Annotated in this window: 21 protein-coding genes; 6 read left to right on the top strand and 15 right to left on the bottom strand. The window is 70.5% G+C overall.

The window, feature by feature from the left end; genetic code table 11:
• The first annotated feature begins 29 nt into the window (after positions 1–29).
• The 3 genes from BLT23_RS36755 (at position 30) to BLT23_RS36745 (ending at position 3,654) form a co-directional block, all read left to right on the top strand.
• Positions 30–1,742: an NAD+ synthase gene (locus BLT23_RS36755; RefSeq protein ID WP_090059326.1), complete on the top strand. Its 1,713-nt coding sequence runs from the start codon at positions 30–32 to the stop codon at positions 1,740–1,742.
• A gap of 69 nt (positions 1,743–1,811) precedes the next feature.
• Positions 1,812–3,002: a sensor histidine kinase gene (locus BLT23_RS36750; protein ID WP_090059324.1), complete on the top strand. Its 1,191-nt coding sequence runs from the start codon at positions 1,812–1,814 to the stop codon at positions 3,000–3,002.
• Between the two features lie 4 nt (positions 3,003–3,006).
• Complete coding sequence (locus BLT23_RS36745; RefSeq protein ID WP_090059322.1) at positions 3,007–3,654, top strand: response regulator; 648 nt, start codon at positions 3,007–3,009, stop codon at positions 3,652–3,654.
• Positions 3,655–3,827: 173 nt separating this feature from the next.
• Here the strand turns inward: BLT23_RS36745 and BLT23_RS36740 are convergent, their stop codons facing one another.
• Entirely contained in the window at positions 3,828–4,907 is a 1,080-nt protein-coding gene (locus BLT23_RS36740) for a helix-turn-helix domain-containing protein (protein WP_218133990.1), read from the bottom strand.
• A 238-nt stretch (positions 4,908–5,145) separates the two neighbouring features.
• Between BLT23_RS36740 and panB the strand changes: the two genes are divergently transcribed.
• Complete coding sequence (gene panB / locus BLT23_RS36735) at positions 5,146–6,000, top strand: 3-methyl-2-oxobutanoate hydroxymethyltransferase (protein ID WP_090059319.1); 855 nt, start codon at positions 5,146–5,148, stop codon at positions 5,998–6,000.
• 51 nt (positions 6,001–6,051) lie between these two features.
• On the opposite strand, the gene BLT23_RS36730 is transcribed toward panB, so the two are convergent.
• On the bottom strand, positions 6,052–6,924 hold the full coding sequence (locus BLT23_RS36730; RefSeq protein ID WP_090059317.1) for a hypothetical protein: 873 nt from the start codon (positions 6,922–6,924) through the stop codon (positions 6,052–6,054).
• Between the two features lie 366 nt (positions 6,925–7,290).
• On the opposite strand from BLT23_RS36730, the gene pip reads away from it, so the two are divergent.
• Positions 7,291–8,250 carry a prolyl aminopeptidase gene (gene pip / locus BLT23_RS36725; RefSeq protein WP_218133989.1) on the top strand — a complete coding sequence of 320 codons (960 nt, stop codon included), beginning with the start codon at positions 7,291–7,293 and terminating at the stop codon, positions 8,248–8,250.
• On the opposite strand, the gene BLT23_RS36720 is transcribed toward pip, so the two are convergent.
• The 11 genes from BLT23_RS36720 to BLT23_RS36670 form a co-directional block, all read right to left on the bottom strand.
• On the bottom strand, positions 8,247–9,002 hold the full coding sequence (locus BLT23_RS36720; RefSeq protein ID WP_090059313.1) for a helical backbone metal receptor: 756 nt from the start codon (positions 9,000–9,002) through the stop codon (positions 8,247–8,249). The genes pip and BLT23_RS36720 overlap by 4 nt on opposite strands.
• Positions 9,002–9,667, bottom strand: a complete 666-nt coding sequence (npdG, locus tag BLT23_RS36715) for an NADPH-dependent F420 reductase (RefSeq protein ID WP_090059311.1) — start codon at positions 9,665–9,667, stop codon at positions 9,002–9,004. Before npdG ends, BLT23_RS36720 begins: the two co-directional genes overlap by 1 nt.
• Before the next feature lie 415 nt (positions 9,668–10,082).
• The gene (locus BLT23_RS36710; RefSeq protein ID WP_143036173.1) at positions 10,083–11,477 is read right to left on the bottom strand and encodes an RNB domain-containing ribonuclease; all 1,395 of its coding nucleotides are present in this window, start codon (positions 11,475–11,477) and stop codon (positions 10,083–10,085) included.
• A 56-nt stretch (positions 11,478–11,533) separates the two neighbouring features.
• A complete protein-coding gene (locus BLT23_RS36705; protein WP_176947097.1) occupies positions 11,534–11,722 on the bottom strand; it encodes a hypothetical protein in 189 nt (62 codons plus the stop codon).
• Complete coding sequence (locus BLT23_RS36700; RefSeq protein ID WP_090059308.1) at positions 11,719–12,192, bottom strand: hypothetical protein; 474 nt, start codon at positions 12,190–12,192, stop codon at positions 11,719–11,721. The genes BLT23_RS36705 and BLT23_RS36700 overlap by 4 nt, the downstream gene beginning before the upstream one ends.
• 18 nt (positions 12,193–12,210) lie before the next feature.
• On the bottom strand, positions 12,211–13,212 hold the full coding sequence (locus tag BLT23_RS36695; protein WP_090059305.1) for a C40 family peptidase: 1,002 nt from the start codon (positions 13,210–13,212) through the stop codon (positions 12,211–12,213).
• A 4-nt stretch (positions 13,213–13,216) separates the two neighbouring features.
• Positions 13,217–13,813, bottom strand: a complete 597-nt coding sequence (locus BLT23_RS36690) for a hypothetical protein (RefSeq protein WP_090059303.1) — start codon at positions 13,811–13,813, stop codon at positions 13,217–13,219.
• 29 nt (positions 13,814–13,842) lie between these two features.
• A complete protein-coding gene (locus BLT23_RS36685) occupies positions 13,843–15,714 on the bottom strand; it encodes a hypothetical protein (protein WP_090059300.1) in 1,872 nt (623 codons plus the stop codon).
• On the bottom strand, positions 15,711–18,539 hold the full coding sequence (locus BLT23_RS36680) for an ATP-binding protein (RefSeq protein ID WP_090059362.1): 2,829 nt from the start codon (positions 18,537–18,539) through the stop codon (positions 15,711–15,713). Before BLT23_RS36680 ends, BLT23_RS36685 begins: the two co-directional genes overlap by 4 nt.
• Positions 18,540–18,558: 19 nt before the next feature.
• On the bottom strand, positions 18,559–19,029 hold the full coding sequence (locus BLT23_RS36675) for a hypothetical protein (protein ID WP_090059297.1): 471 nt from the start codon (positions 19,027–19,029) through the stop codon (positions 18,559–18,561).
• Positions 19,030–19,032: 3 nt separating this feature from the next.
• The gene (locus BLT23_RS36670) at positions 19,033–19,311 is read right to left on the bottom strand and encodes a hypothetical protein (protein ID WP_176947096.1); all 279 of its coding nucleotides are present in this window, start codon (positions 19,309–19,311) and stop codon (positions 19,033–19,035) included.
• Between the two features lie 415 nt (positions 19,312–19,726).
• On the opposite strand from BLT23_RS36670, the gene BLT23_RS36665 reads away from it, so the two are divergent.
• Entirely contained in the window at positions 19,727–19,990 is a 264-nt protein-coding gene (locus tag BLT23_RS36665) for a hypothetical protein (RefSeq protein ID WP_245744551.1), read from the top strand.
• Between the two features lie 68 nt (positions 19,991–20,058).
• Here BLT23_RS36665 and BLT23_RS36660 read toward each other — a convergent pair whose 3' ends face one another.
• A complete protein-coding gene (locus tag BLT23_RS36660; RefSeq protein WP_090059294.1) occupies positions 20,059–21,648 on the bottom strand; it encodes a DUF6345 domain-containing protein in 1,590 nt (529 codons plus the stop codon).
• A 155-nt stretch (positions 21,649–21,803) separates the two neighbouring features.
• Positions 21,804–22,928 carry a threonine synthase gene (locus tag BLT23_RS36655; protein WP_245744550.1) on the bottom strand — a complete coding sequence of 375 codons (1,125 nt, stop codon included), beginning with the start codon at positions 22,926–22,928 and terminating at the stop codon, positions 21,804–21,806.
• Positions 22,929–22,945: the final 17 nt, after the last annotated feature.

Genomic DNA, 22,945 nt, shown 5'->3' with positions numbered 1-22,945 from the left:
AGTCCGATGGTATGGGAGATGATGAGGGCATGCCGCAGCTTCGGATCGCGCTCGCCCAGGTCAACGCCACTGTCGGTGATCTCGCGGGCAACGCTTCGCTGGTCGTGGACTGGACGCGCAAAGCCCGTGAAGGCGGCGCGCACCTCGTCGTGTTCCCGGAGATGGTGCTGACCGGCTACCCGGTCGAGGACCTCGCGATCCGGACATCGTTCGCCCGCGCTTCCGTCGAGGCGCTGGAAGCGCTGGCGAAGTCGCTGGACGACGCGGGCCTCGGCGAGGTCGCGGCGGTCGTCGGCTACCTGGAGCACGACTCGGCCGGACCGCGCAACGCGGCGGCCGTGCTCGCCGGCGGACAGGTCGTGGCCCGCCAGTTCAAGCACCACCTGCCCAACTACGGCGTGTTCGACGAGCGCCGCTACTTCAAGCCCGGCTCGTCGCTCGACGTCGTGCGCGTCAACGGCGTCGAGGTCGGCTTCGTGATCTGCGAGGACCTGTGGCAGGACGGCGGCCCGATCACCGCCCTCGGTGACGCCGGGGTCGACCTGGTGGTCTCGCCGAACGCCTCGCCGTACGAGCGCAAGAAGGACGACCAGCGGCTGCCGCTGGTGGCCCGCCGCGCCGCCGAGGCCCGTGCCCCGCTCGCCTACTGCAACCTGGTCGGCGGCCAGGACGAGCTGGTGTTCGACGGCGACTCGCTGGTCGTGGACGCCGACGGGCGGCTGATCGGCCGCTCGCCGCAGTTCGTCGAGCACCTGATGCTCGTGGACTTCGACCTGCCCGGCGGCGGCGACTACCGGCAGGGCCAGGTCGGCGAGTTCGACGTGCGTCGCGTGACCGTGTCGGAGGCGGGGCCGTCCTACGAGCCGCTGCCCGCACCACGCGTGTTCGAGGCGCTGTCCGACGAGGCCGAGATGTGGCACGCGCTCGTGACGGGTCTGCGCGACTACGTCCACAAGAACGGTTTCCAGTCCGTTGTGCTCGGTCTGTCCGGCGGCATCGACTCGGCAGTGGTGGCCGCACTGGCCGTGGACGCTCTCGGCGCCGACAAGGTCTACGGCGTGTCCATGCCGTCGTCGTACTCGTCGGAGCACTCGCGTTCGGACGCGTCCGACATGGCCGTCCGCACCGGCCTGAACTTCACCACCGAGCCGATCGGCGAGATGGTGTCGGTGTACGTGGAGCAGCTCAAGCTCACCGGTCTGGCCGAGGAGAACATCCAGGCCCGCTGCCGCGGCATGCTGCTGATGGCGCTGTCGAACCAGCACGGGCACCTGGTGCTCGCGACCGGCAACAAGTCCGAGCTGGCCGTCGGCTACTCGACGATCTACGGCGACGCGGTCGGCGGCTTCGCCCCGATCAAGGACGTGCTGAAGACCGTCGTGTGGGACCTCGCCCGGTGGCGCAACGCCGAGGCCGAGAAGCGCGGCGAGACCCCGCCCATCCCGGAGAACTCGATCTCCAAGCCCCCGTCGGCCGAGCTGCGCCCCGGCCAGGTCGACACCGACTCGCTGCCGGACTACCAGCTGCTCGACGACCTGCTGGACGACTACGTCGAGGGCGACCGCGGCTACGACGACCTGCTGGCGGCCGGGTTCGAGCCCGAGCTCGTCGACCGCGTGCTGCGGATGGTCGACAAGGCCGAGTACAAGCGCCGCCAGTACCCGCCGGGCACGAAGATCTCCAACAAGGCGTTCGGCCGCGACCGGCGCCTGCCGATCACCAACGGGTGGCGCGAGGGCTGACCTCCCCACCCGCAGGAGTGGAGTCTGCTCCACCGCGCCGCGACACGCCGCCCGGCTACGTTTCTCCTCATGAAACGGATCTGGGCGGCGTTCGTCTATCTCGCGTCGGGCCTGCTGACGGCCATCGCGGCGTGGCTGGCGATCGGCGTGCTGGTGCTGTCCGTCGTCATCCTGCCGCTGCTGCCGTTCACCGCGTCGTACGTGCGCTGGATCGTCGACTTCGACCGGCGGCGGCTCCTCCGCTACGCCGGTGTGAAGCGCTCCTCGCCCGCCCCGCTCGACGGCCCGTGGCTGCACCGCGCGCAACGCGTGCTGGCCGACCCCGAACACCGCCGCGAGCTGGTCTACCTGGGCAAACACGCCTTCGTCGGCACGGCGCTCGGGTCGGCGGCGATCGGGCTGCCCGGCTCCCTGGTCCAGCAGCCGTTCGTGCTGCTGGGCTGGTGGGCGGTGCCCGGCGGGGTGGAGAACTCGTTCGGCCTGCGCGTCGACTCGTGGCCGACGGCCCTGCTCTGCGTGCCGCTCGCGATCGTGCTCGCGCTGGTCATCAGGCAGTTCCCGCGCCTGGCCGACTTCGACGCCCGGTGGACGGCCAAGCTGCTGTCGCCGCCCAAGGCGTCGCTGGAGAAGCGGCTGGCCGAGGTCGTCGCGACCCGTGCCGCGGCGTTGCAGGCGCACGGGGCCGAGTTGCGCCGCATCGAACGCAACCTGCACGACGGCACGCAGAACAAGCTGGTCGGCGTCGTCATGATGCTCGGCATCGCCGAACGCACGCTCAAGCAAAACCCCGACAACGCGGTGCAGGCGTTGCTACGCGCGCAGGACGCTGCCGGTGACGCGTTGGAGGAGCTGCGCAACGTCGTCCGCAGCATCCACCCGCCCGTGCTCGACGACCTGGGCCTGGACGGCGCGATCCAGGCACTCGCAGCCCGCAGCCCGGTGCCGTGCGTGCTCTCCGCCGAGCACCTAGGACGCCTGCCCGCCGCCGTGGAGGCCGCCGCGTACTTCGCGGTCGCCGAAGCCCTCACGAACGTGGCGAAGCACAGCGGCGCCAAGCACGCGTGGGTCAGCCTCGGCGTGGACGACGACAAACTGGTCGTCGTGGTCCACGACGACGGCAAAGGCGGCGCCGACGAAAAGCGGGGAACGGGCCTGGACGGCATCCGCGGCCGCGTCCAAGCTCTCGACGGCACCGCGGACCTGAGCAGCCCCGAGGGCGGCCCCACCGTGCTCACCGTCGTACTACCGATGGGACAGTGACCCCATGCGCATCGTGATCGCCGAAGACGACGCCCTGCTCCGCGAGGGCCTGACGTTGTTGCTGCGCAACGAAGGCATCGAGGTCGCAGCGGCCACCGACAACCCCGACGACTTCCTCACCGCCGTGGCCGAACACGAGCCGGACATCGCCGTGGTCGACGTGCGCATGCCCCCCACGTTCACCGACGAGGGCCTGAAGGCCGCCGTAGAAGCCCGCCGCCGCCACCCGAAGCTCGCCGTGCTCGTGCTGAGCGCGTGGGTCGAGCAGAGCTACGCCCACGAACTGCTCGCCGGCACCAGCGGCGGCGTCGGCTACCTGCTCAAGGAACGCGTCGGCAAGGTCGCGGACTTCCTCGACTCGCTGCACCGCGTGGCGAACGGCGGCACGGCACTCGACCCGGAGGTCGTGTCGCAGCTGCTGGTGCGGCGCAAGACCGACGACGCCCTGAGCGTGCTGTCCCCCCGGGAACGCGAGGTGCTCGGGCTGATGGCGGAGGGGCTGTCCAACGCCGCCATCGGGGAACGGCTCGTGGTCAGCGCCGGGGCCGTGCACAAGCACATCGGGAACGTGTTCCTGAAGCTCGGGCTGAACAGCGAGGACGGGTCCGGGGACCGGCGGGTGCAGGCGGTGCTGGCCTACCTGGACCGGTAGGTCTGCGGCTTCAGGGCAGCAGTCCGGTGCTTCTCGCGAAGGCGGCGAACCCCGGACCGGTGCAGGGCAACCGCACTCCCTGCCGCTCAGCAGATCACCGAGCACGTCGAGTCGTTCGATCAGAGCGAAGTGCGCCAGGCACGTGGTGTCGAAGACCAGCGGCTTGGTCAGCGTCATGGCGCTACTTCATCGTCAGGCGCGACGGGCAGATCGGCTTCCGCGACCTGACCGTGCATCAGCTCCACCACGCGAGACGACGTCAGCAGATCGCGCTTCCACGCCTCCATCACGGCCGTGGCATAGCCGCGGGGCACCCGGACGGCGTTGAGATCGGGTTGTGGTGCCCAACCGACCGCGTCCATCAGCTCGGCCCTGGTCGGTGTCCGCTTCTTCCAGGCGTGCGCCTCGGCCGCGTCCACGACCTCGGCAAGCCGAGCCTGACGTGTCGCCAAGGACCACGACGTGCGGTAGCGCGCCGCCAGCTCGACGAGGTCCTGCCGGCTCCGCGCCTTCGAGACCGCCTCGCGGGGGAGCAACAACTCCGCCGCGAACGCGTCGATCACCGCTTCCCGGTCGCGAAGTGACGTGTGGACTCCGAGGTCGCTGGAGTACGCGTCGCCGAGCACCATGTGCCCGAGCTCGTGCGCCGCCGTCGCCCGTCGGCGACCTGGATCCGCGGACCTGCTGACCACCGCGACGGCGAGGTCGTCACCGACCACCATGGACGCGCCGTCTCCCGGAAGATCGGCGACGAGCACGTACTGCCCGTTCCGTTCGCACAGGTCCATCAACGACTGGACCGGTTCGAGTGCGAGACCGGCGTCGCGTCTGATCTGCAACGCCACACGCCTCGCATCGTCATCGGTAGCGACGCCGTCCTTGCGACGGGGCGTCCGGGGCGACAGCGTTCCGAGATCGACGAGCTGGCGAACGTCTCGCGCCCAGGCTTCCAGGCACGCGTCCAGCCGGTGAACCTGCCGACCGGCGTCGGTGGCGGTGTCTTCGCTGAACTCTGCACGCCTCGACAACACCGCCGAAGCGGTGTGGAGGAAGTAGTCCAGCGGAACGTCGAGGGCGGTCGCGAGCCTGGTCAGCTCCAACGCGTCGACTCTGCGCGTGCCGGCCTCGATCTTGGCGATCATGGTGCGGTCGAGCGACAGCGCGGCGCCCAGTTCGGCCTGCGAGAGACCGGCACCGATCCGGGCGTCACGCACCCGCTCACCCACCTGGCTCCACTCGCGCACCTCGCCCATCGTGCGATTTTCGCACATCCGGTGGCCCAGGTCACGGCAACCGGCCTGCGCTCTCCGATCACTGTGTGCGAACAGCGCAAAGGGCCGCCGGAATCGGTGCAGTGACGCACATCCGTTGTGAGGGAGACCGCATCCGGTGCCGGTTGCCTCCCAACGGTGTCACTCTGGAGCCCGGCAACCGTGCACCAAGCGCCCGGGGACCCGTGCACACGGGCCTCGAGGAAAGGAACGGTCGACGATGACCACTGCCGAAGTTTCCGCGCCCTACGGCTCCGGAGCGGGTCAGAAGCCCCCGGCCAAGCGCGTCCGCGTTCACCACCTCCGCGAGATGAAGGAACGTGGCGAAGCGTGGCCCATGCTCACCTCGTACGACATGTACACGGCCGAGATCTTCGACGAGGCGGGCATCCCCGTGCTCCTCGTCGGTGACTCCGCGTCGAACAACGTCTACGGCCACGAGACCTCGCTGCCCGTCACCGTCGACGAGCTCGTCCCCCTCGTCCGCGCCGTCACGCGCTCGACGCGGCGCGCGCTCGTGGTCGCCGACCTGCCGTTCGGCTCCTACCAGGTGTCGGTGGAGCAGGCCGTCGCGACGGCCGTGCGGTTCATGAAGGAAGGCCAGGCGCATGCGGTCAAGCTGGAGGGCGGCGCCTACTTCGCGCCGCACATCCGCGCGATCACGGCCGCGGGCATCCCCGTCATGGCGCACATCGGCTTCACGCCGCAGTCCGAGCACCAGCTCGGCGGCTACCGCGTGCAGGGCCGGCACGACAACCACGACGTGGTCGTGCAGGACGCCCTCGCGGTGCAGGAGGCGGGCGCGTTCGCGGTCGTGCTGGAGATGGTGACCGCCGAGGTCGCGAAGCAGATCACGCACGACCTGGTCATCCCGACCGTCGGCATCGGCGCCGGTCCGGACACCGACGCCCAGGTGCTCGTGTGGCAGGACATGATGGGCCTGCGCCGCGGCAAGGGCCCGCGCTTCGTCAAGCGCTACGCCAACCTCGCCGAGGTCATGCTCGGCGCGGCCACCGAGTTCGCCAACGAGGTGCGCGGCCAGCAGTTCCCCGGCCCGGAGCACACCTTCCACTGAGCAGGAACCCCGCGAGGCCCCGTGCACCGGCCGGTGCACGGGGCCTTTCCGCTATTCCGGAACGCTCTGCGGGGCGCGGCGCAGCACGTCGTCGAGCGCGTCACGCACCTCGTCCGGCGTCATGCCCGGCGGCATCTGCGCCGCGACCGCCGCGGCGAACGCCTCGGCGTCGTCGCCCGCGGGCAGGGACCGCACGGTCGCGAGGACCTGCGCCTCCCTGTCGCTCACGCGGCCGGTCATCGCGTCCACTTTGGCCTCCAGGCGGCGCAGGTCCTGGCCCATCCAGAAGAACACCTGCTCAGCCGGGTACCACTTGCCGTCCTGCCCGAGGATGTTCACGGGGAGTTCCTCCTTGTTCTGCGCGTGCTCGAGAATGCGGCCGACGTTCAGGCCGCCGGGGTCCCAGTGGTCGTCACCGGGGACGTGCTGGTGGCCGAGGAACCCGGAGAACGAGTCGAGCTCGGCCTGGGTGAGCCGCAGCGGGCTCGACGGCGTCGCCAGCGGGTACGGCATCTCGCCGTCACGGCGGAAGCCCTTCCACACCACGACGTACGGCACTCCGCCGTACTCGTGCAGCGGCCGCGCGAGCTCCTCGCCGAGCCATCTCAGCACCTCGTCCGGCCACAGGTGCGTCTGCGCCGCGAACCCGACGATCTCGACCTGGAAGCAACGCGAGTCGTCGGCGTCGGCGTTCCACAGCGCGTAGCCACCCCGGTTGAGCGGGATGTGCTGGATCTTGCGTCTGCGGACCGGGTCCACGATCAGCTGCGGCGGGAAGGATCTGTACGCCTGCACAGCGCCTTCCACCGTGCTGCCCTCCGTGGTGTGCAGCAACGCCTTGGGGTCGTCGAACTCGTCGTAGGGCACGCCGGGCACGCCGGGCAGTTCCCAGCGCTCGTATCCCGGCAGCCACAAGTCGGGCATGAATGCCTCCGATGGGGAGTGGGGTGCTGCTGTTCGCGGGGATGCGCGAACTCACGGGCGGGGCGTGTGCAGGGCAGCCGTCATCACCACAGCCAGCGTCACCACTGGGACTTTCCGATGATGGAAGGACGGTCGCGGCAGCCTCAGGGATGACTCGCACACCTGCACGGCCGGGCGAGAAAGCCAGCCTCGACCAGCACCGCGCCGTCGTCCAGCCAGGCGGGCCCGGCGGTCCGCGACCGCGCTCGCACCGCCCCCGCACGACGCTCCGCAGGCGCGACCTGTTCCGCGGCCGAGGCTACACCGGATGCGTCCACCCGGCCGGTTGCGAGCCTGTGAGCTGTGTTGATGCGTATCAACAGGCGGATGGCCGACGATGGCCCCATGTACCCGGAGATCGAGCCCCGCACGTCAGGTCACCTGGACACCGGTGACGGCAACCTCGTGTACTGGGAGGAGTGCGGAAACCCGGCGGGCAAGCCCGTCGTGTTCCTGCACGGAGGCCCCGGCGGCGGGTGTTCCCCGGCGCACCGCCGCCTGTTCGACCCGGACGCCTACCGGATCATCCTGTTCGACCAGCGCGGCTGCGGCCGTTCCCTCCCGCACGCCTCCACCACGACCGACCTGTCGCTGAACACCACCTGGCACCTCGTCGCCGACATGGAACGCCTGCGCGAGGCGCTCGACGTCGAGCGCTGGCAGGTCTTCGGCGGCTCCTGGGGCTCGACCCTGGCGCTCGCCTACGCGGAAACCCACCCGGACCGCGTCACGGAACTGGTGCTGCGCGGCATCTTCACGCTCCGGGCGTCCGAACTGGACTGGTACTACCGAGGCGGCGCGGCCAACGTCTTCCCCGACCTGTGGGAGAAGTTCCAGCGCCCCATCGAGAACCTGGACGGCGACCCCGTCGAGCTGTTCGCGCGGCTCCTGGCCGACCCGGACCCCGACGTCCACGGCCCGGCGGCGGTGGCGTGGAGCACCTGGGAAGGCGCCACCGTCACGCTCCACCCCCGCCCGGAACTGGTGGCGGAGTTCGCCGTGCCCGAGTACGCGCTGGCGTTCGCGAGGATCGAGAACCACTACTTCGTCAACAAGGGCTGGCTCGACGAGGGCCAGCTGATCAGGGACGCCACCCGCCTGGCGGACATCCCCGGCGTCATCGTGCAGGGCCGCTACGACATGGCCACCCCCGCCGTCACGGCCTGGGACCTCCACCGCGCGTGGCCGGGCTCGGACCTGGTGCTGGTCCCCGACGCGGGCCACGCCTACGACGAACCGGGCATCCTCGCCGCCCTGCTGGAGGCGACGGACCGCTTCCGCGGCTAACCCAGCCCCAGTGCCTTCCCGAGACTGTCCCGCGCCTCCACCAGCGACGGCCCGTACCAGGTCAGGTGCCGCCCGTTGACCAGCGCGTAGGGCAGTCCGGGAAAGCTCTCCGGCCCGTCCTCGTGGGTGAACAGGTACGGCTCGTCCGGCAGCACCACGAGATCGGGCCGCCGTTCGTTCAGCTCCTGCAACGAAGGCCGCGGATACCGCTCGTCATCGGACGCGTAGACGTTCTCAACCCCGAGACGCCGCAACACATCCGTGGCGAACGTGTCCCGCCCGACCACCACCCACGGCCGCCGCCACACCGGCACCACAGCGGAAAGCCGGCGCGGCTCGACGTCACGCCACAACTCCTCGGCCCGCACAAGCCACTCCGGCTCGACGCCCCAGGCCAGCCCGAACAACCGCCGCAACGACTTCAACGCCATCGGCACCGTCGCGGGCGCCTCGGTCACCCACACCCGAATACCGTTGGCCCGCAACCGGTCGACGTCCTCGGCCCGGTTCTCCTCGGAGTTGGCCACGACGAGATCCGGCCCCAGCGCGAGCACCGCGTCCACGTCCGGGTACTTCGACCCACCAACGCGAGCAACGTCCAAAGAGGACGGATGCGTGCAGTAGTCAGTGGCCCCGGCCAACACTCCGGGCACACTGACCGCGACGGCCTCGGTGATCGACGGCACCAGACTCACCACCCGCCGGGGCCGGTCCAGCGCCACCGGCTCACCGAGGTCGTCGACGGGAAGCATCAGACACCCGTGATCTTGAGCCCGGCGTGCGTCTTGTACCGGCGGTTCACCGCGATCAGGTTGGCCGTGAACGCCTCGACCTGATGAGCGTTCCGCAACCGCCCGCCGTAAACCCCCCGGAACCCGGGCACCAGCTCCGCCAGCGCCCGGACGGTGTCCGTGGCCTCGCGATCGTCACCCAGCACCAGCACGTCCATGTCCACTTCGGGCACACTCAGATCGGCCAGCAACACCGCCGACACGTGGTGGAACGCAGCCGTGACCCGCGACTCCGGCAACAACAGCTCGGCCTGCTGAGCAGCACTGCCCTCGGTGACGGGCAACGCGAACGGCCCCTGCTTGTCGAACCCGAGCGGGTTGACGCAGTCGATGACGATCTTCCCGGCCAACTGGTCCCGCAACGAGCCGAGCAGATCCCCGTGCCCGTCCCAAGGCACGGCGACGAGCACGATGTCGGAGTCGGCGGCGCAGTCGGAGTTGTCCGCACCCCGGACATCACCACCGGCGACCTCGACGATCTCCTTGGCCGCCAGCTCAGCACGCTCAGCACTGCGAGAGCCGATGATCACCTTGAGTCCCGCCTTGGCCCACCGGATGGCGAGCCCCTTGCCCTGGGCTCCAGTGCCACCCAGGACGCCGACGGTGAGGTCACGAATCTCTGTCACCCCTGCATCTTCACACGAGCAGCGACCCCCCGGTGGCCCAAAGTGACCCGGCGCTCGCCAGCCGGCCACGAGCCCGGGCAAGCCGAGGCCCAACGGCCCGAGACGAGGAGCGAAGCTCAGCGGGGGCAGAGCCCCCTGGGTGAAGCGCTCAACGCCCGGTGGCCACCCGCCCGGTAGCTGATCGCTTGGCGACCGCCCACCCGGCGCCTGATCACGCGACGACCGATCACAAGGCGGCCGATCACACGACGGCCGATCGCAAGGCGGCTGCCACCAACGCGCACCGCCGCCCCACGCCCGCAGGCTGACGCAGGCGTCCCCCCAACCTCAGGACCCCCTGCAACCCAACGTACCCACCAGGTCCGACAAGATCATCCGCCAGGCAAAAGACCTGATGGGAGTCACCAACACCCGCTCAAACAGCGGCGAACCGAACCCGCCGCTCCCCGGCGTCAGCCTCCACCAACCGAACCCGAACCGCCTCCCCCTCAGGCAACCGCTCCCCGGAACACTTCGCGAGCACCGGAGGAGCAGCGACGAAAACCTCGCCCTCCCGCTCCCCGGCCCGCAGGACGACGGCGGAGAACTCCTCCCCCACCCGAGCCCCCAGAACCCAAGCCTCGACCAGGTCCAGCGAGGCCCGGTCCACCTTCGAAGCAAGAGAGTCGGAAGCCCCCATCAAGGACGGCAACAACGGCAACGCCTCGGCAAGCCACCCCGCCAAAGGCTCCCCGGCAGAAACAGCCAGGCAAACCTCGGTGGCAAACCGATCCACCAACCGCCGCAACGGCGCGGTCACGTGCGTGTAAGGCGCAGCCAGCCCGGCATGACCAACCACCTCGGGCACAGTCCCGTCGAACGCCGTGTACCCGGCCCCGCGCAACAACCGAGTCGCATCGGTGAACAACGCCAGCGCCTCGGGAGACGACCCGTCCAACCCGGCCAGGAACGCTCCGGGCGACACGTCCGCGGCCCAAGGAACCCCCAGCGCCGCGGCGGACTTCCGCAGCTCCCCCACGGCCTTCGCGTCGGGGTCGGGCAGGGTCCGCAGGATCCCCACCCGAGCCTCGATCATCATCGAGGCCGCGGCCATGCCGGTCATCAACGAGATCTCGGCGTTCCAGGAGTCCACCTCCGACCGGGGCCGGATGACGAGCTTCCACCCGGCCCCGTCGAGCTCGATCTCCTGCTCGGGCAGCTGCAGCTCGATCGCCCCGCGCCGAAGCGCCAGCTCCCGCCGCAACGGCCCGAACACGCCCAGCGCCTCGACCGACGGATGCGGCTGCCCGGCGTCGAACGACTCCTGCACGGTCGCGTAGTCGAACTGCGCGACGGACCGCACCAACGCCCGCCGCACCTCGACGGACGTGGGCACCCCATCGGCACCGCAGGTGAACGTCCACAGCACGGCCGGACGCACCACCCCCGGCAGCAGCGATGCCGCCCCCTCCGACAGCACGGTCGGGTGGAGCGGCACGTTGCCGTCGGGCAGGTAGATCGTCTGGCCGCGTCGGCGGACCTCGGTGTCCAAGGCGCCGCCGGGCGTGACGAACGACCCCAGGTCCGCGATCGCGTAGTGGACGACGAAGCCGTCCCCGTCGCGCAGGACGCACAGGGCCTGGTCGAGGTCCTTGGCTCCCGGCGGGTCGATCGTCACCAGCGGCAACGACGTGAAGTCCGGGCGGTCTCCCGGGGAACGGGAGACCGCCGCCTCCGCCTCGGCGAGCACATCGGCCGGAAACGCCTCCGGCAGCCCGAACTCGCTGCGGAGCCCGTCGAACGCAAGGTCAGCACGCCCTGTGCGGATCACGAAAGCCACCCGCACACCCTAAGCGCCGACCACCCCGGACGTCGGACGGCGACGTGTCAGTCGTCGCCGCGGTGCTTGCGGTCCGCCTCGTCGGCGGCACGGGTCCGCTCCCGCGCGATCTCCAGCGCGCGGGCCGCGGCGGCCTCGTCCGGGTAGGGGCCCATGCGGTCCGCTCCCTTGCAGCCCTTGCCGTGCTCCACGGTCTGGTGGGTCAGGCAGTAGAACCATCCACTCGAGTCACTCATACGCGTTCGCCTCCCAATGGCGCCGGGAATCCCCTCGGCGGCGTCGACTGGTTGGCGTTGGCGTACTCCGACGGGATCGGGTCCAAACACGACACCAGCACCGTGCGGTCCTCGGCGTTCTCGATCCTGCGACCGGAGCGGTCGCGGTAGACGAGCGAGCCGTCGGAGTCGATCTCCATGATCGCGCCCACCTCGGCCAGCTGTTCCTCGTCGAGGTCGGCCAGCTTCTCGTAGCGCGAGGGCACCACGCGGTAGACGGGCCACTTGAGGTGGCCGTACGTGCGGTGGAACTCCGCCATGAGGTGGATCAGGTGCTGCTGCCAGGGCAGCGGCATCGACTCGGCCAAGGCCCGCGGGATCACCACGTAGTCGGGTGTCACGCCGGGGGCACCGGCCGCCATGTAGTCCCGCACCGGCGTGCTCGACGCGGGCGGTCCGGAGGGCCTCGGGATGGGGTCGTGGTTGAACATGCAGCGCCTCCCCGCGATCTACACGCCCGGCCGGACGGCCAGCGGCATCAGCTCGTAGTAGTCCCAGTTCATCTTGCTGATCTTCACCACGTCACCCGTCTGCGGCGCGTGGATGTACTCGTCACCGCCGAGGTACATGGCCACGTGGTGCACCGTGCGCGGGTTCGACGTGTCGGTCGCCCAGAAGACCAGGTCACCCGCTTGGGCCTCGCGCACCGGGAGGTGCGCGCCGCCCTGCTCGTACTGGTCGTTCGCCACCCGCGGGATCTTCACGCCGGCCTCGGCGAACGCCTTCACGAGGATGCCGGAGCAGTCCCACGCGTCCGGGCCGTTGCCGCCCCACAGGTACGGCTCGCCCAGCTGCTGCTTGGTGAACTCGATCGCGATCCCGGCCGCGTTGGAGGCCAGCAGGAACTCGCCCGCGCCCTCGCCGCAGCCCGCCGGGTCGCTGATCTGCCCGAGCTCGCCCAGCAGGAAGGCCGCCATCGCCTCCCAGTTGTGGTAGCGGTCGGGGAACGCCGAGCGCTCGACCGCCTGCGCCGAGTCGCCGGGGCGCTTCTCCTCCCAGCCCGGCACCTTCAGCAGCACGTCGTAGAACTTGTTGATCGCGTACGTCGGGTCGATGACCTGCTCTTCCGTGCCCCAGCCCATCGACGGCCGCATCTGGAAGATGCCGAGCGAGTCGCGGTCGCCGTAGTCGAGCGGGCGCAGGCCGGACTCGGTCATGCCCGCCTGGATCGCGATCTGCCAGGCGAGCGGCGGCAGGTCGCGCTCCTGGCCGATGGAGATGATGCGCGCGACGATGTTGCGCTGCTCGTCGTTGAGACGCGAGGCGTCGTAGCGGCCCTTGTCGCCGCCGCCCGCGTCCCACGGGCCGATGGCCGCGTTGCAGCTCATCCTGGCGAACCCGGCGGTGACCGCCGGGTTCGTGGAGTTGCTGACGACCTGCGTGACACCAGACGTGGCCACCGCGATCACGATGATCGCGAAGAGGGCACCCACCACCAACATCACGCGCATGGGTTCAGTCCGCCTTCGTGTAGCTGTTCACGCGCCACTTGCCGTCCGGCGCCCTCACGGTCGTGATCCGGACCTTGCCGAGGTCGGTCGGGACCTCGAAGTCGATGGAGGAGGTCGTCGAGCTGACGGCCTTCACCCGGTCGGTGAGCTCCTTCGGGACGTTCCGCGGGTCGATCGTGGCCATCTGCGCGAGGAACTCGGGGGTCGTGTACTCGTCGAGCTGCTTGAGCCACTTGTCGACGTCGTTGTTCGGGGGCGGCTTGATCCAGTTCTCCGCCCACAGCTCGGCGACCAGCTGCGCGTCGGCGGCAGGCGGCGCCGCCTTCGCGGAGTTGGACGGCGCGGGCTCCTTGGTCGGCAGCGAGGCGCCGCTGGCCGGGAGCTGGCCGACCTGGGTGCCCGGCGCCGACGTGGACGGCGGTGCCGCCACCTGCTGACCGGCGGGCCCGCGGTCGAGCAGGCGCGGGATGAGCACGCCGAGCGCGACGACCACCACGACGAACATGATGATCGCCGCGGCCAGGTGCCGCGGGGAGCGCAGCGGCCAGCCCCACAACCTGCGGTAGACCGCGGCACGGCCGCGGTTGGTACGGATCGGCATCTACGCTCCTTCCTCCTCGGTGCACACGATCAGCTGTTGTCCCTGACCTCGAAGCCCCGGGACGGCCGGTAGATCACGTGCACCGGGCGTCCCGCCACCACTTCCGTCTCCGCCCGGCGCGGTTCCTGCACCGGTACGTAGCCGTTCGTCCCGTTCGACCGCGACGGCACGAGCACCGCGTCGTCGACCCGGTCCCACTGCCGGTCGGTGACCGTGGGGCTGTCCACGACGCGCGACCGGGCGGCCGGCAGCGCGGTGGCGGGCCCCGAGCCCGCGGGCAGTGCCCCCGACCGGACGGCCGAGGAGTCCCTGCCTCCGGTGAGCTGGCTCGCCTGCGCGTCGCGGTCGAGGCGCTGGGCCGTCGCGACGACCGGGCTGGACGCCTCCGGGCGCACCCGGTTGCGGCCGCGCTGCGGCACGTCCTCGCCTGCCTCGTTCTCCCGCACGGACTCCCAGAACTCGTCCTGCGGCGTCGGACCGGCCTGCTTGCGGCGGCCCATCATCTTCGACCAGACGCCGCCGCTCATCGGCAGGACGTTGCTCGCGGAGCCGACCGACATCTCGACCATCTGCCACATGCGGCGCAACGGTTTGCCGATGACGAAGCAGACGAGCGTCAGCATCAGGCCGAGCAGTGTCCTCGTCAGCAACGACAGCCCGGTCGCGTTGAAGATCGCCTGTAGCAGCAGCGCGTGGACACCCGCGAGGACCGCGAGGACCAGCACGTTGAACACCGTCACGGCGGCCGCGCGGGCGACCTTGCGCAGCAGGTCGTGGTGGATCAGCGCGACCAGGCCGATGAGCGGGCCGGCGAGCGTGAGGATGCGCAGCAGCAGCTGGGCCAGCAGCACCGCGGCCTTCGCGAACAGCTGGAACAGCGAGAACGCGATGGCCTGCAACAGGGACAGGAACCCGGCGCCGGTGCGGCTGCCGTCGGCGCCGTCGAAGTAGCCCCTCGCCGTGCCGAGCTGTCCTTCGAGGGCCTTCCACTCGTTCTTCTTGGCGTCGAGGGCGGCCTGGTCGCCGTCCTTGCCCTCGGCGATCTCGGCCGTGGTCCACGCCTGGGCCTTGAGGATGCGCGGGCCGTACTCGGCGGCCTGCGGTGCCTCGGGTGTGCCGAACGCGCCGCGCAGCCAGCTCTGGTAGACGACGGCGTCGTGCAGCTTCGTCGGCAGGACGTGGAGCGTGCCTTGTTCTTCTGGTGCCTCGATGAACCCCGCTTGGATCTCGGAGGTCTTGGAGACCAGCGTGTTGTCGAGGAGGTTGTAGAACTGCGGCAGCGCGAGCGTCGACGTCGCGAGCCACATCGCCGCCAGCGCCCAGAGCCCGCGTTTGGAGATCGTGGCGAAGTCGCCGGTCCAGATCTGCCGGAACATCAGGATCGCGAGCAGCAACGCCACCAGGCCGAACCAGCGCAGGTAGACGTTGTCGTAGACCTTCTGGACGCCGTTCTTCACCGCGTCGTCGAGCGGCACGAGCAGGCCGCGGCCCATCACGGTGTAGTGCAACGCGTTCGTGGCACCGACGATGTTCTTGCCGATGCTGAAGAGCTGGTTGCCCGCCACCGTGTCGAGCGTGGCGCTGGCGTCCGGCACGACGTTGCACTTCGTCGAGTAGTTGTGCCAGACCATGCCCGCGTACCCGTACTCGAGGTAGGGCGAGCCGGGCAGGCCGTTGCCGACGGGCGGGTCGAGCGCGCCGACCATGCCGGCGCCGGGCCGTTCGGGGTTCGGCGGCTCGCAGGACTGGGCGTGCGCCACCGGCGCACCCATGACCACCTGGAGCGCCAGCAGGGCGGCGACGACGCCGACCCTCTTGGCGCGCACCGACACGCGCAGCGCGAACCGCCGCCTCGCCCAGAGCAAGGCGGCGATCGCCAGCACGATGGTCAGCGCCGTCATGCGCCGCCGCCCCGGTGGCGGGTGTTTCCGTCACCGTGACTGACCAGATCGTTCTGGCCGAGCTGCGCCTGGTCCTCCGTGAGTCCGAGCTCCATGTCCGCCGCCAGTTCGTCGTCGATCTCGTCGGGCACGTAGGCGGGCGGCTGAGGCGCCGCGTGGTCGTCCTCCGCCCGCACGAGATCGCCACCGGAGTCGCGCTTGGCGTCCGGCGTCGTGTCGAGGGCGGTGCGCAGGTGCTCGAGGTGCGGGCCGCTGAAGTCGATGCGGATCCGTTCCACCCCACCGGCACCGTCGCCGAAGATGAACTGGCGGGGCGCGCGGTCGCGTTCGGTCGCGGTGCGCTCCCCGCCGGGACGGCGGCCGAGCGACGCGACGACCTGCTCGTACCCGGCGCCGACCGGCACCTTGAGCAGCCGCAGCGCGTCCGCCTGCGCCTGGTCGTCGTCGAGGCGGCCGACGAAGACCGAGTCGAGCAGCGCCACGAAGCCCTGGATCTTCAGGAAGTCCGCGGGGATCTGCGACGACAGCAGCACGCGGACGTTCCACTTGCGGGAGTCGCGGGCGAAGCGGTTCATCAGCACGCGGCCGGTCGGGACCTCGGACAGGAAGAACGCCTCGTCGATCCAGACGCCCTTGCGCTGGTCCTTCGGCTTCTCGTAGATCGAGCGCTGGGTGAGCCAGGCGGCGAGGTTCAGCATCTCGACGCCGAGCGACTCCGCGTCCGTCCAGTGCTCGCGGCCGACGCCGTCCTTCGGCAGGTTCAGGCCCGCCATCGTGAGGACGGTGAGGCGGTCGTCGCGCACCTCGTTGTACGGGTCGTGGTTTTCCTCAGGGATGAGCAGCGACATGCGCTCGCGCATCTCGTCGAGGAAGTCCGCGACGACGACGGCGTGCTCGTGGTGCTCGGACGCGTCGCGGCGCAGCGCCTCGAAGACGAGACCGGGGTGGGCGTCGAAGCGGCCACCGACCGTGCGGACCGCGCGCAGCAGCACGATGCGCGTCTGGGGCAGGCGCGCGACCTCGAACGGCAGCAGGCCGGTGAGGACGTCCAGCACGAGCCGGCGGCGGGTGGCGGCCGCGAGGGCCTTCTCCCGGCGCCAGGCCCGTTCGGGGTCGTCCTCGTCGAGGAAGTGCTCGATCATCGGCTCGGCGACCACCCGGTACGGGTTGAGGATGCCGGGCTGGGCGTTGAGCAGGTTGATCGGCCGCGCGTACGGCCGCAGCTCCGGCAGCTCGCACAGCGCCGACAGCGGGCCGGACGGGTCGAGCAGCGTCCAGTGGGCACCGGCGCGCAGGGTCTTGTAGACCATGCCGCCGCCGAGGAACGACTTGCCGGCGCCGAGGCCCGCGACCATCGCCGTCAGGCCGGAGGCGTCGCGCAGCTCCTGCGCCATCCACGGGTCCCACGCGACCGGGCGGCGGGTGGCCGTGACGGTCTCGCCCAGCAGGATGCCGCGGCGGTCACCGACCTCGGCCGTGGCCGTCGGCACCGCCGACGCGGCCCACAGCACGCTGCCGCGGCGCAGGTACGCGCCGCTCGCGAGCGGTTCGCCGGGGATGAACTCGCGGGCGATCGCGTACTGCGCCTCGGGGTGCTCGATCGCGATCTTCGGCTTGTACAGCTCCAGCAGCTGCTGGGCCAGGCGCAGGGCCTCGCGCTCGGTGGGGCCGCTGACGGCCAGGCGCCACCACGACCGCACCCTGGTGCCCAGCGCGGTGAAGCCCGACGTCATCTCGTCGTCGATCTCCAGCACGCGACCGGCCTGGCGGGCGAGCGACTGCGGGGGCTCCAGCTCGTGCTCGTCGGTGTAGTGGCGGACCTGCGAGCGGACCTTGCTCATCTGCCGCGACAGCTCGCCGGACACTTCTTCCGGCTTGCGCACGTAGATGCGCGCCGACCACTCGACGGCGGCCGGGAGCCGGTCGGAACGCTGCACCCACGGGTCGTCGACCTCGGGGATCTGCAGGCCGTGCATCAGCCCGACTGTGAGCACGGCGACGTGCCGCCGGATGCCCGCGTTCGAGCCGGTGCGGCCGCGCACGGTCACCGTCGGCGAGTAGGGCTCCTGGTGGAAGTCGGCCGCGTCGGTGAACGACGCCAGGTCCTCCGGCTCCCACGCGGCACCGGGCACCGCGGGCAGGTTGCGCGGCGCGGGCAGGCCCAGCGAGCACGACCGGTGCATCAGCCAGGACATCTCCTCGGCCGTCACCGGGCGGCCTTCGAGCCCGGCGGAGCCGATCACCTGGTCGAGGTGCTCCACCTCGGAGTCGAGCGCCACCAGCTCGGCGTCGACGGCGTCCGGGAAGACCTTGCGCAGCACGGGCGCCGCGCGTTCGACGGCGCGGTCCATCATGTTGCGGGTCTGCACCTGGACACCCAGGTAGACCTCTTTCTCCGCCATCGAGCGGCCCATCAGCTGCTGCTGCTCGCCGACCATGTAGTCGTCGAACGACAACGTGCCGGGGGTGTCCGGCAGGCGCTTGACGGCGTTGTGCACGTGCGCCTCGGCCCACATGCGGATCGGGTACGGCCGCGTGGTGACGCGCAGGTGCATCCAGCGGCCCTGCAGCTCGGCGTACTGGCCCGCGATGGCGGCGATCAGGTCCTGGCGCTGCGAGTCGCTGCGGAACGACCAGCGCTGCGGCGCGAGCCGGTACCAGGCGTAGACCTCCTGGCCGGTGCGCAGCAGGTGACCGTCGATGCTGCGGGCCGCGATCGACGGGGTGTAGCTCGGCACGGCCTGCTCACCGGGCAGGCGGCGCCCGCGTTTGGAGTAGGCGGCCCGTTCGCGCTCTCGCGGGTCCGCGGCGGCGTGCTGGGCGATGTGCTGGGCGGAGCGACGATCACGGTCTCGCCGGCGTCCGAACACCGCGAACCTCCTTCTTACGGCTGGCTGACGTCCGGCGGGGCTGCGCCTGCTGTCTCGCCCGTTGTTTCCTGCTCAACTTGGGACGAGGCCGCTGCGGACTGACCCGGATCCGGGCGGCGCTGGCCGCTCCACCGGTGCTGGCCGTGCGCTCTCGAGGTGCGGTGAGCTCGTGCACCCACATCGACATGACCGCGGTGAGGGGCCTCTCGTGGCTGATCCGCGCGGTGATGAAGCGGGTGAGGAGGATCGTCGCGACCAGGGCCCAGGCGGTCGAGAAGAACCCGAACCCGATGCCCATCTGCCGCTCGATCGTGAGTACGACGAGGAAGACGACGATCCCGACGCCCCACGCGACGTAGCGCGCGCGCCAGGGGAAGGTCGCTTTGGGCGGGCCGAGCCAGACGGCGTCGACCCGGTAGACCTCGTCGTCAGTGCGGACCCGCACGTGTCAGCCTCCGACGAAGAGGCCGGCGAGCCACTTGCCGATGTTCGACCCGGCGTCCGTGGTGACGGCGAGACCGATGATGGCCAGCGCGACGATGACGCCGCCGAGACGGCGCATGACGCCCGCGTTGTCACCCTTGCCGCCACCGAGCCAGAGGAGCAGGAGCGCGACGGTCAGGAGGAGCAGCGGAACGATGTTGTCCAGGATCCAGTCGCGGACATTGCTTGTGCCCGGTACCTGCGGCTGCTGCTGAGCGAGTGTCACCAGGTCCATGGCGGTCATTTCGTACTCCAGAGTGCGCGGGGGCTAGCGCTACGAGTAGAACACGAGTTCGTCACGTCGTGTGGGGCAGTTGTCGCGGGCTGTGGATCATCTGGCCGTTCCCCCTGCGGAGAATTACGTCTAATCTGGCCGACACATCATCACCGAGGAGACGTCAGTGGGGAACACCCGGATCAAGATTCTCCCCGTCGCCGAGAAGGTTCACCCGACTGCGAAGGCGCTGGTGACCCACAGTGCGTGCACCCTGGACACGCGCACGTGTCCACCCAGGTGAACGTGCTGGTGAGCCGGTTCGCGACCCCGGCGGGTGTGCGGCCCGGAGCCACGACTCCGAGGAGATTGGCCCATGCTCGAACCTGACCTCGTGCCGGACGGAAGTGTGGACGGAATCACAGCCTCCTCTGGTGCTCCAGGCGTGGACGAGCCTACCGGGCAGAGCACGCAATCCCGGCGCCGGGTCCAGCGGACCGTCAACTTCGACAGGGCCGTGCTCGAGCGGGCCCGTGCGGCGGCGACCTACCTCGCCTCCTGCGAGCCGCAGGCGGAGGTCCGCTCGCTGGCCGACATCGTCAACCCGGCCGTGCTCGCCTACGTGACCGAGCTGGAGGAGCAGTACAACGCCGGGGAGCCGTTCCGCCCGGTCCTGCGCATGCCGTCCGGCCGCCCGGCCAAGCGCTGACCCCCGTCTCCGGGAACGCGGGGGCCCTACGTTCCCCGGTGGGAAACGTAGGGCCCCCGCGTTACCTGTCAGGACGAGCCGGAGATCCTCCAGTAGCCGCCGAACGAGGTGTAGTCGGGGCCGACCGAGCCCTTGCCCCAGAAGTAGTCGTTGAAGTTGCCCAGCGCGCCGGACGTGGTGACGGGGCCCATCGTCGCCCACCGGACCGAGGCGGGCTGGGTGTCGATGCTGGCCTGCGCCCACGCGTCGCGGACCTTCATCGGCTGGTTCCACCACAGGAACGGCGAACGCCACATGTAGTGGCCGAACTTGCCGCCGTGGTTGGCGGAGTTGTAGCTGATCGTGGTGAAGCTGTTGATCTGGTGCAGGCCCCGGAACGCCTGGCCCCAGCGCTGCGCCCAGCTCTGGCCGCCGGTCGTGTTCTCCAGGATCAGGCAGGTGAACAGGCTCATCCACTCGACGTCGTTGTTGCCCCAGCGCGCCTCGGTGTTGGCGAGCTTGGTGTCGTTGTGGCTGGAGCAGCCGGTGAAGTAGAAGCCGGTGCCGGAACCGTGGCCCTGCCAGTAGGTCAGGTCGACGTCGTCGGCCCAGTAGGTGTCCTGGCCGCCGGGGAAGACCGGGTCCTTGAAGTCGCTCTCCCACGCGTTGTGGTCGAGCCAGCTGAAGTGCCGCGGGATGCCGTGCGTGGCCGCCTCGGAGTTGAACGTGCCGATGTTCGCGGCGGTGTTGGGCAGGCCGGAGCAGTTGCCGGTGCCCTCACTGCCGACCTGCGTGCCGGCCGCCTGCGCCTGGAACTGGGGCGCCGCATCGGGACGCGGTCCCTGGACGGGACCCGGCTGCGGCAGCTCCGCTCCCACGGCGGCGGGCAGCGTGATCGCCTGCGGCGCGCCACCGTCGTCGGTGCGGCCCGTGCAGCGGAACGACGGTTCGAGCTTGTCGGCCTTGTCCTCCAGCGCCGGGGCCACGTAGACGTAGTCCGCCGCGGCCTTCACGCCCGCGCCCAGGTACTTCTGGCACAGCTTGGTGCCGTAGGCGAGGTCGTTGACCTTGACCGAGCCGATCTTGTCGTAGGTGCTCGCGGCGTGGCTGACCGCCGTCACGCCCTCCGCGTCGAACGAGACGCGGATGTTCGCGCCCTCACCCTCCAACGGGATGCCGTCCAGCTGGAACGTGTACGACACGCTGGTGTCGAGGTTCGCCGTGACCGACGTGCGTCCGTTGGCGTCGGCCAGCTCGAACGTCGTGTACTGCGCCGTGGGCGAAGCGTTGGCGGGCAACACCCCGGCGGCCCGCAGCCCCTCCTCGGCGCGCTTCGCGGCCTCGTCGGCGGGGATCGTCCTGATGCGCTTCACCGCGTCGAGGTCGATCCCGGTCTGCCTGGTCTCGTTGCCGTCCTCGTCGCGTTCGCCCTGTCCTTTGTCGACGGTCGGCAGGTACTGGTACCGCTGCTCGTCGGCGAAGGACACCACCCCGGCGTCGGACCGCTGGACGTCCTTGAGGCCGAAGACCCGTTGCAGCCGCTGGGCCTGCTCCGGGTCGAGCCCCGAGCTCCGCACCCCGTAGACGGGCAGCTCGGTGTCGTCGGCGGTCGCGACCCCGGCGGCTCCCGCGGTGACGAGGCCGGACAGGGCCAGCACGATCGTCAGCTTGCGTTGCATGTCTCATCCCTCCCTCGGAGACGGCCGGCTGCAGGGGCCGACCGTCTGACAGGAGGATTCGAGGCGAGGTGTCGTGATACCGGGAGTGGTCAGCCGCCCGTGCCGCTCCACTCGAACAGCCCAAATTCTGTAACACCCCCGGCGAAGGGCCAGACCTAGAGGCGGACAGCTGGGTACTTGATGCCCGCACCCGTGTTCAGCACGACCACCTCGTCGTCCGGCGCGAGCCACCCCGTCCCGCGCAGCGCCCGCACGGCGCTGATCGTCGCGGCACCCTCCGGGCACAGGAACACGCCTTCGAGCCGGGCGCACTCCTCGCGGTCCAGGGCGATCTGCTCGTCCGTGACGGCGACCGCGGTGCCGCCGGTCTCCGCGATCGCGCGCAGGATCATGAAGTCCCCCAACGGTTTCGGCACGTTGATGCCGAACGCGCCGGTGTAGGCGTCCGCCCAGAACTCCGACTCCGCCGCGTTCTGCTCGAAAGCCCGGACGATCGGCGCGCACCCGGTGGACTGCACCGCGACCAGCCGCGGCAGCTTCCCGTCGATCCAGCCGAGCTCGCGCATCTCGTGCAGCGCCTTGTGGATGCCGATGAGCCCGACCCCGCCGCCGGTCGGGTAGACGATCACGTCCGGCACGCGCCAGCCGAGCTGCTCGGCGATCTCGTAACCCATCGTCTTCTTGCCTTCGATCCGATACGGCTCGCGCAACGTCGAGGCGTCGAAGAGGCCGACGTCCGCGAGCGCCTTCCCGGCGTCGGCGATGGTGCCCGGCACGACCCGCAGCTCCGCGCCACTGGCCAGGACCTCCTCTCGGGTGATCAGCGGCGCGTCCTCCGGCATGGCGATCACGCTGCGCAACCCGGCCCGCACCGCGTACAGGGCCCAGGCGGCACCCGCGTTGCCGTTCGTCGGCATCTTGATGCCCTCGACCCCCAGCTCCCTGGCCCGCGCCACCCCGACCGCCGCACCACGCGCCTTGAACGACCCCGTCGGGACGAGCGACTCGTCCTTCATGAGCACCCGCGCGTCGAGTGCCCGGCTGAGCGCCGGGAGTGCGATGAGCGGCGTCATGCCCTCGCCGAGGCTGAACGCCGGGTCCGGCTCGCGCACCGGCAGGACGTCGCGGTAGCGCCACAGGCTGTTCTCGGCCGTGGGCCTGCCCACCTTCGTCAGGTCGTAGCGGGCCAGCAGCGGCGACGAGCACTCGTGGCAGAGGTTCTGGACGGCGTCGGCATCGTGTTCGCGGCCGCAACGGGCGCATTCCAGGTGAGAGAGCACGTCACCATGCATACAGG

Source organism: Lentzea fradiae (genome assembly GCF_900100955.1).
Taxonomy (GTDB): Bacteria; Actinomycetota; Actinomycetes; order Mycobacteriales; family Pseudonocardiaceae; genus Lentzea; species Lentzea fradiae.
This window is presented reverse-complemented; position numbering and strand designations above follow the sequence as displayed.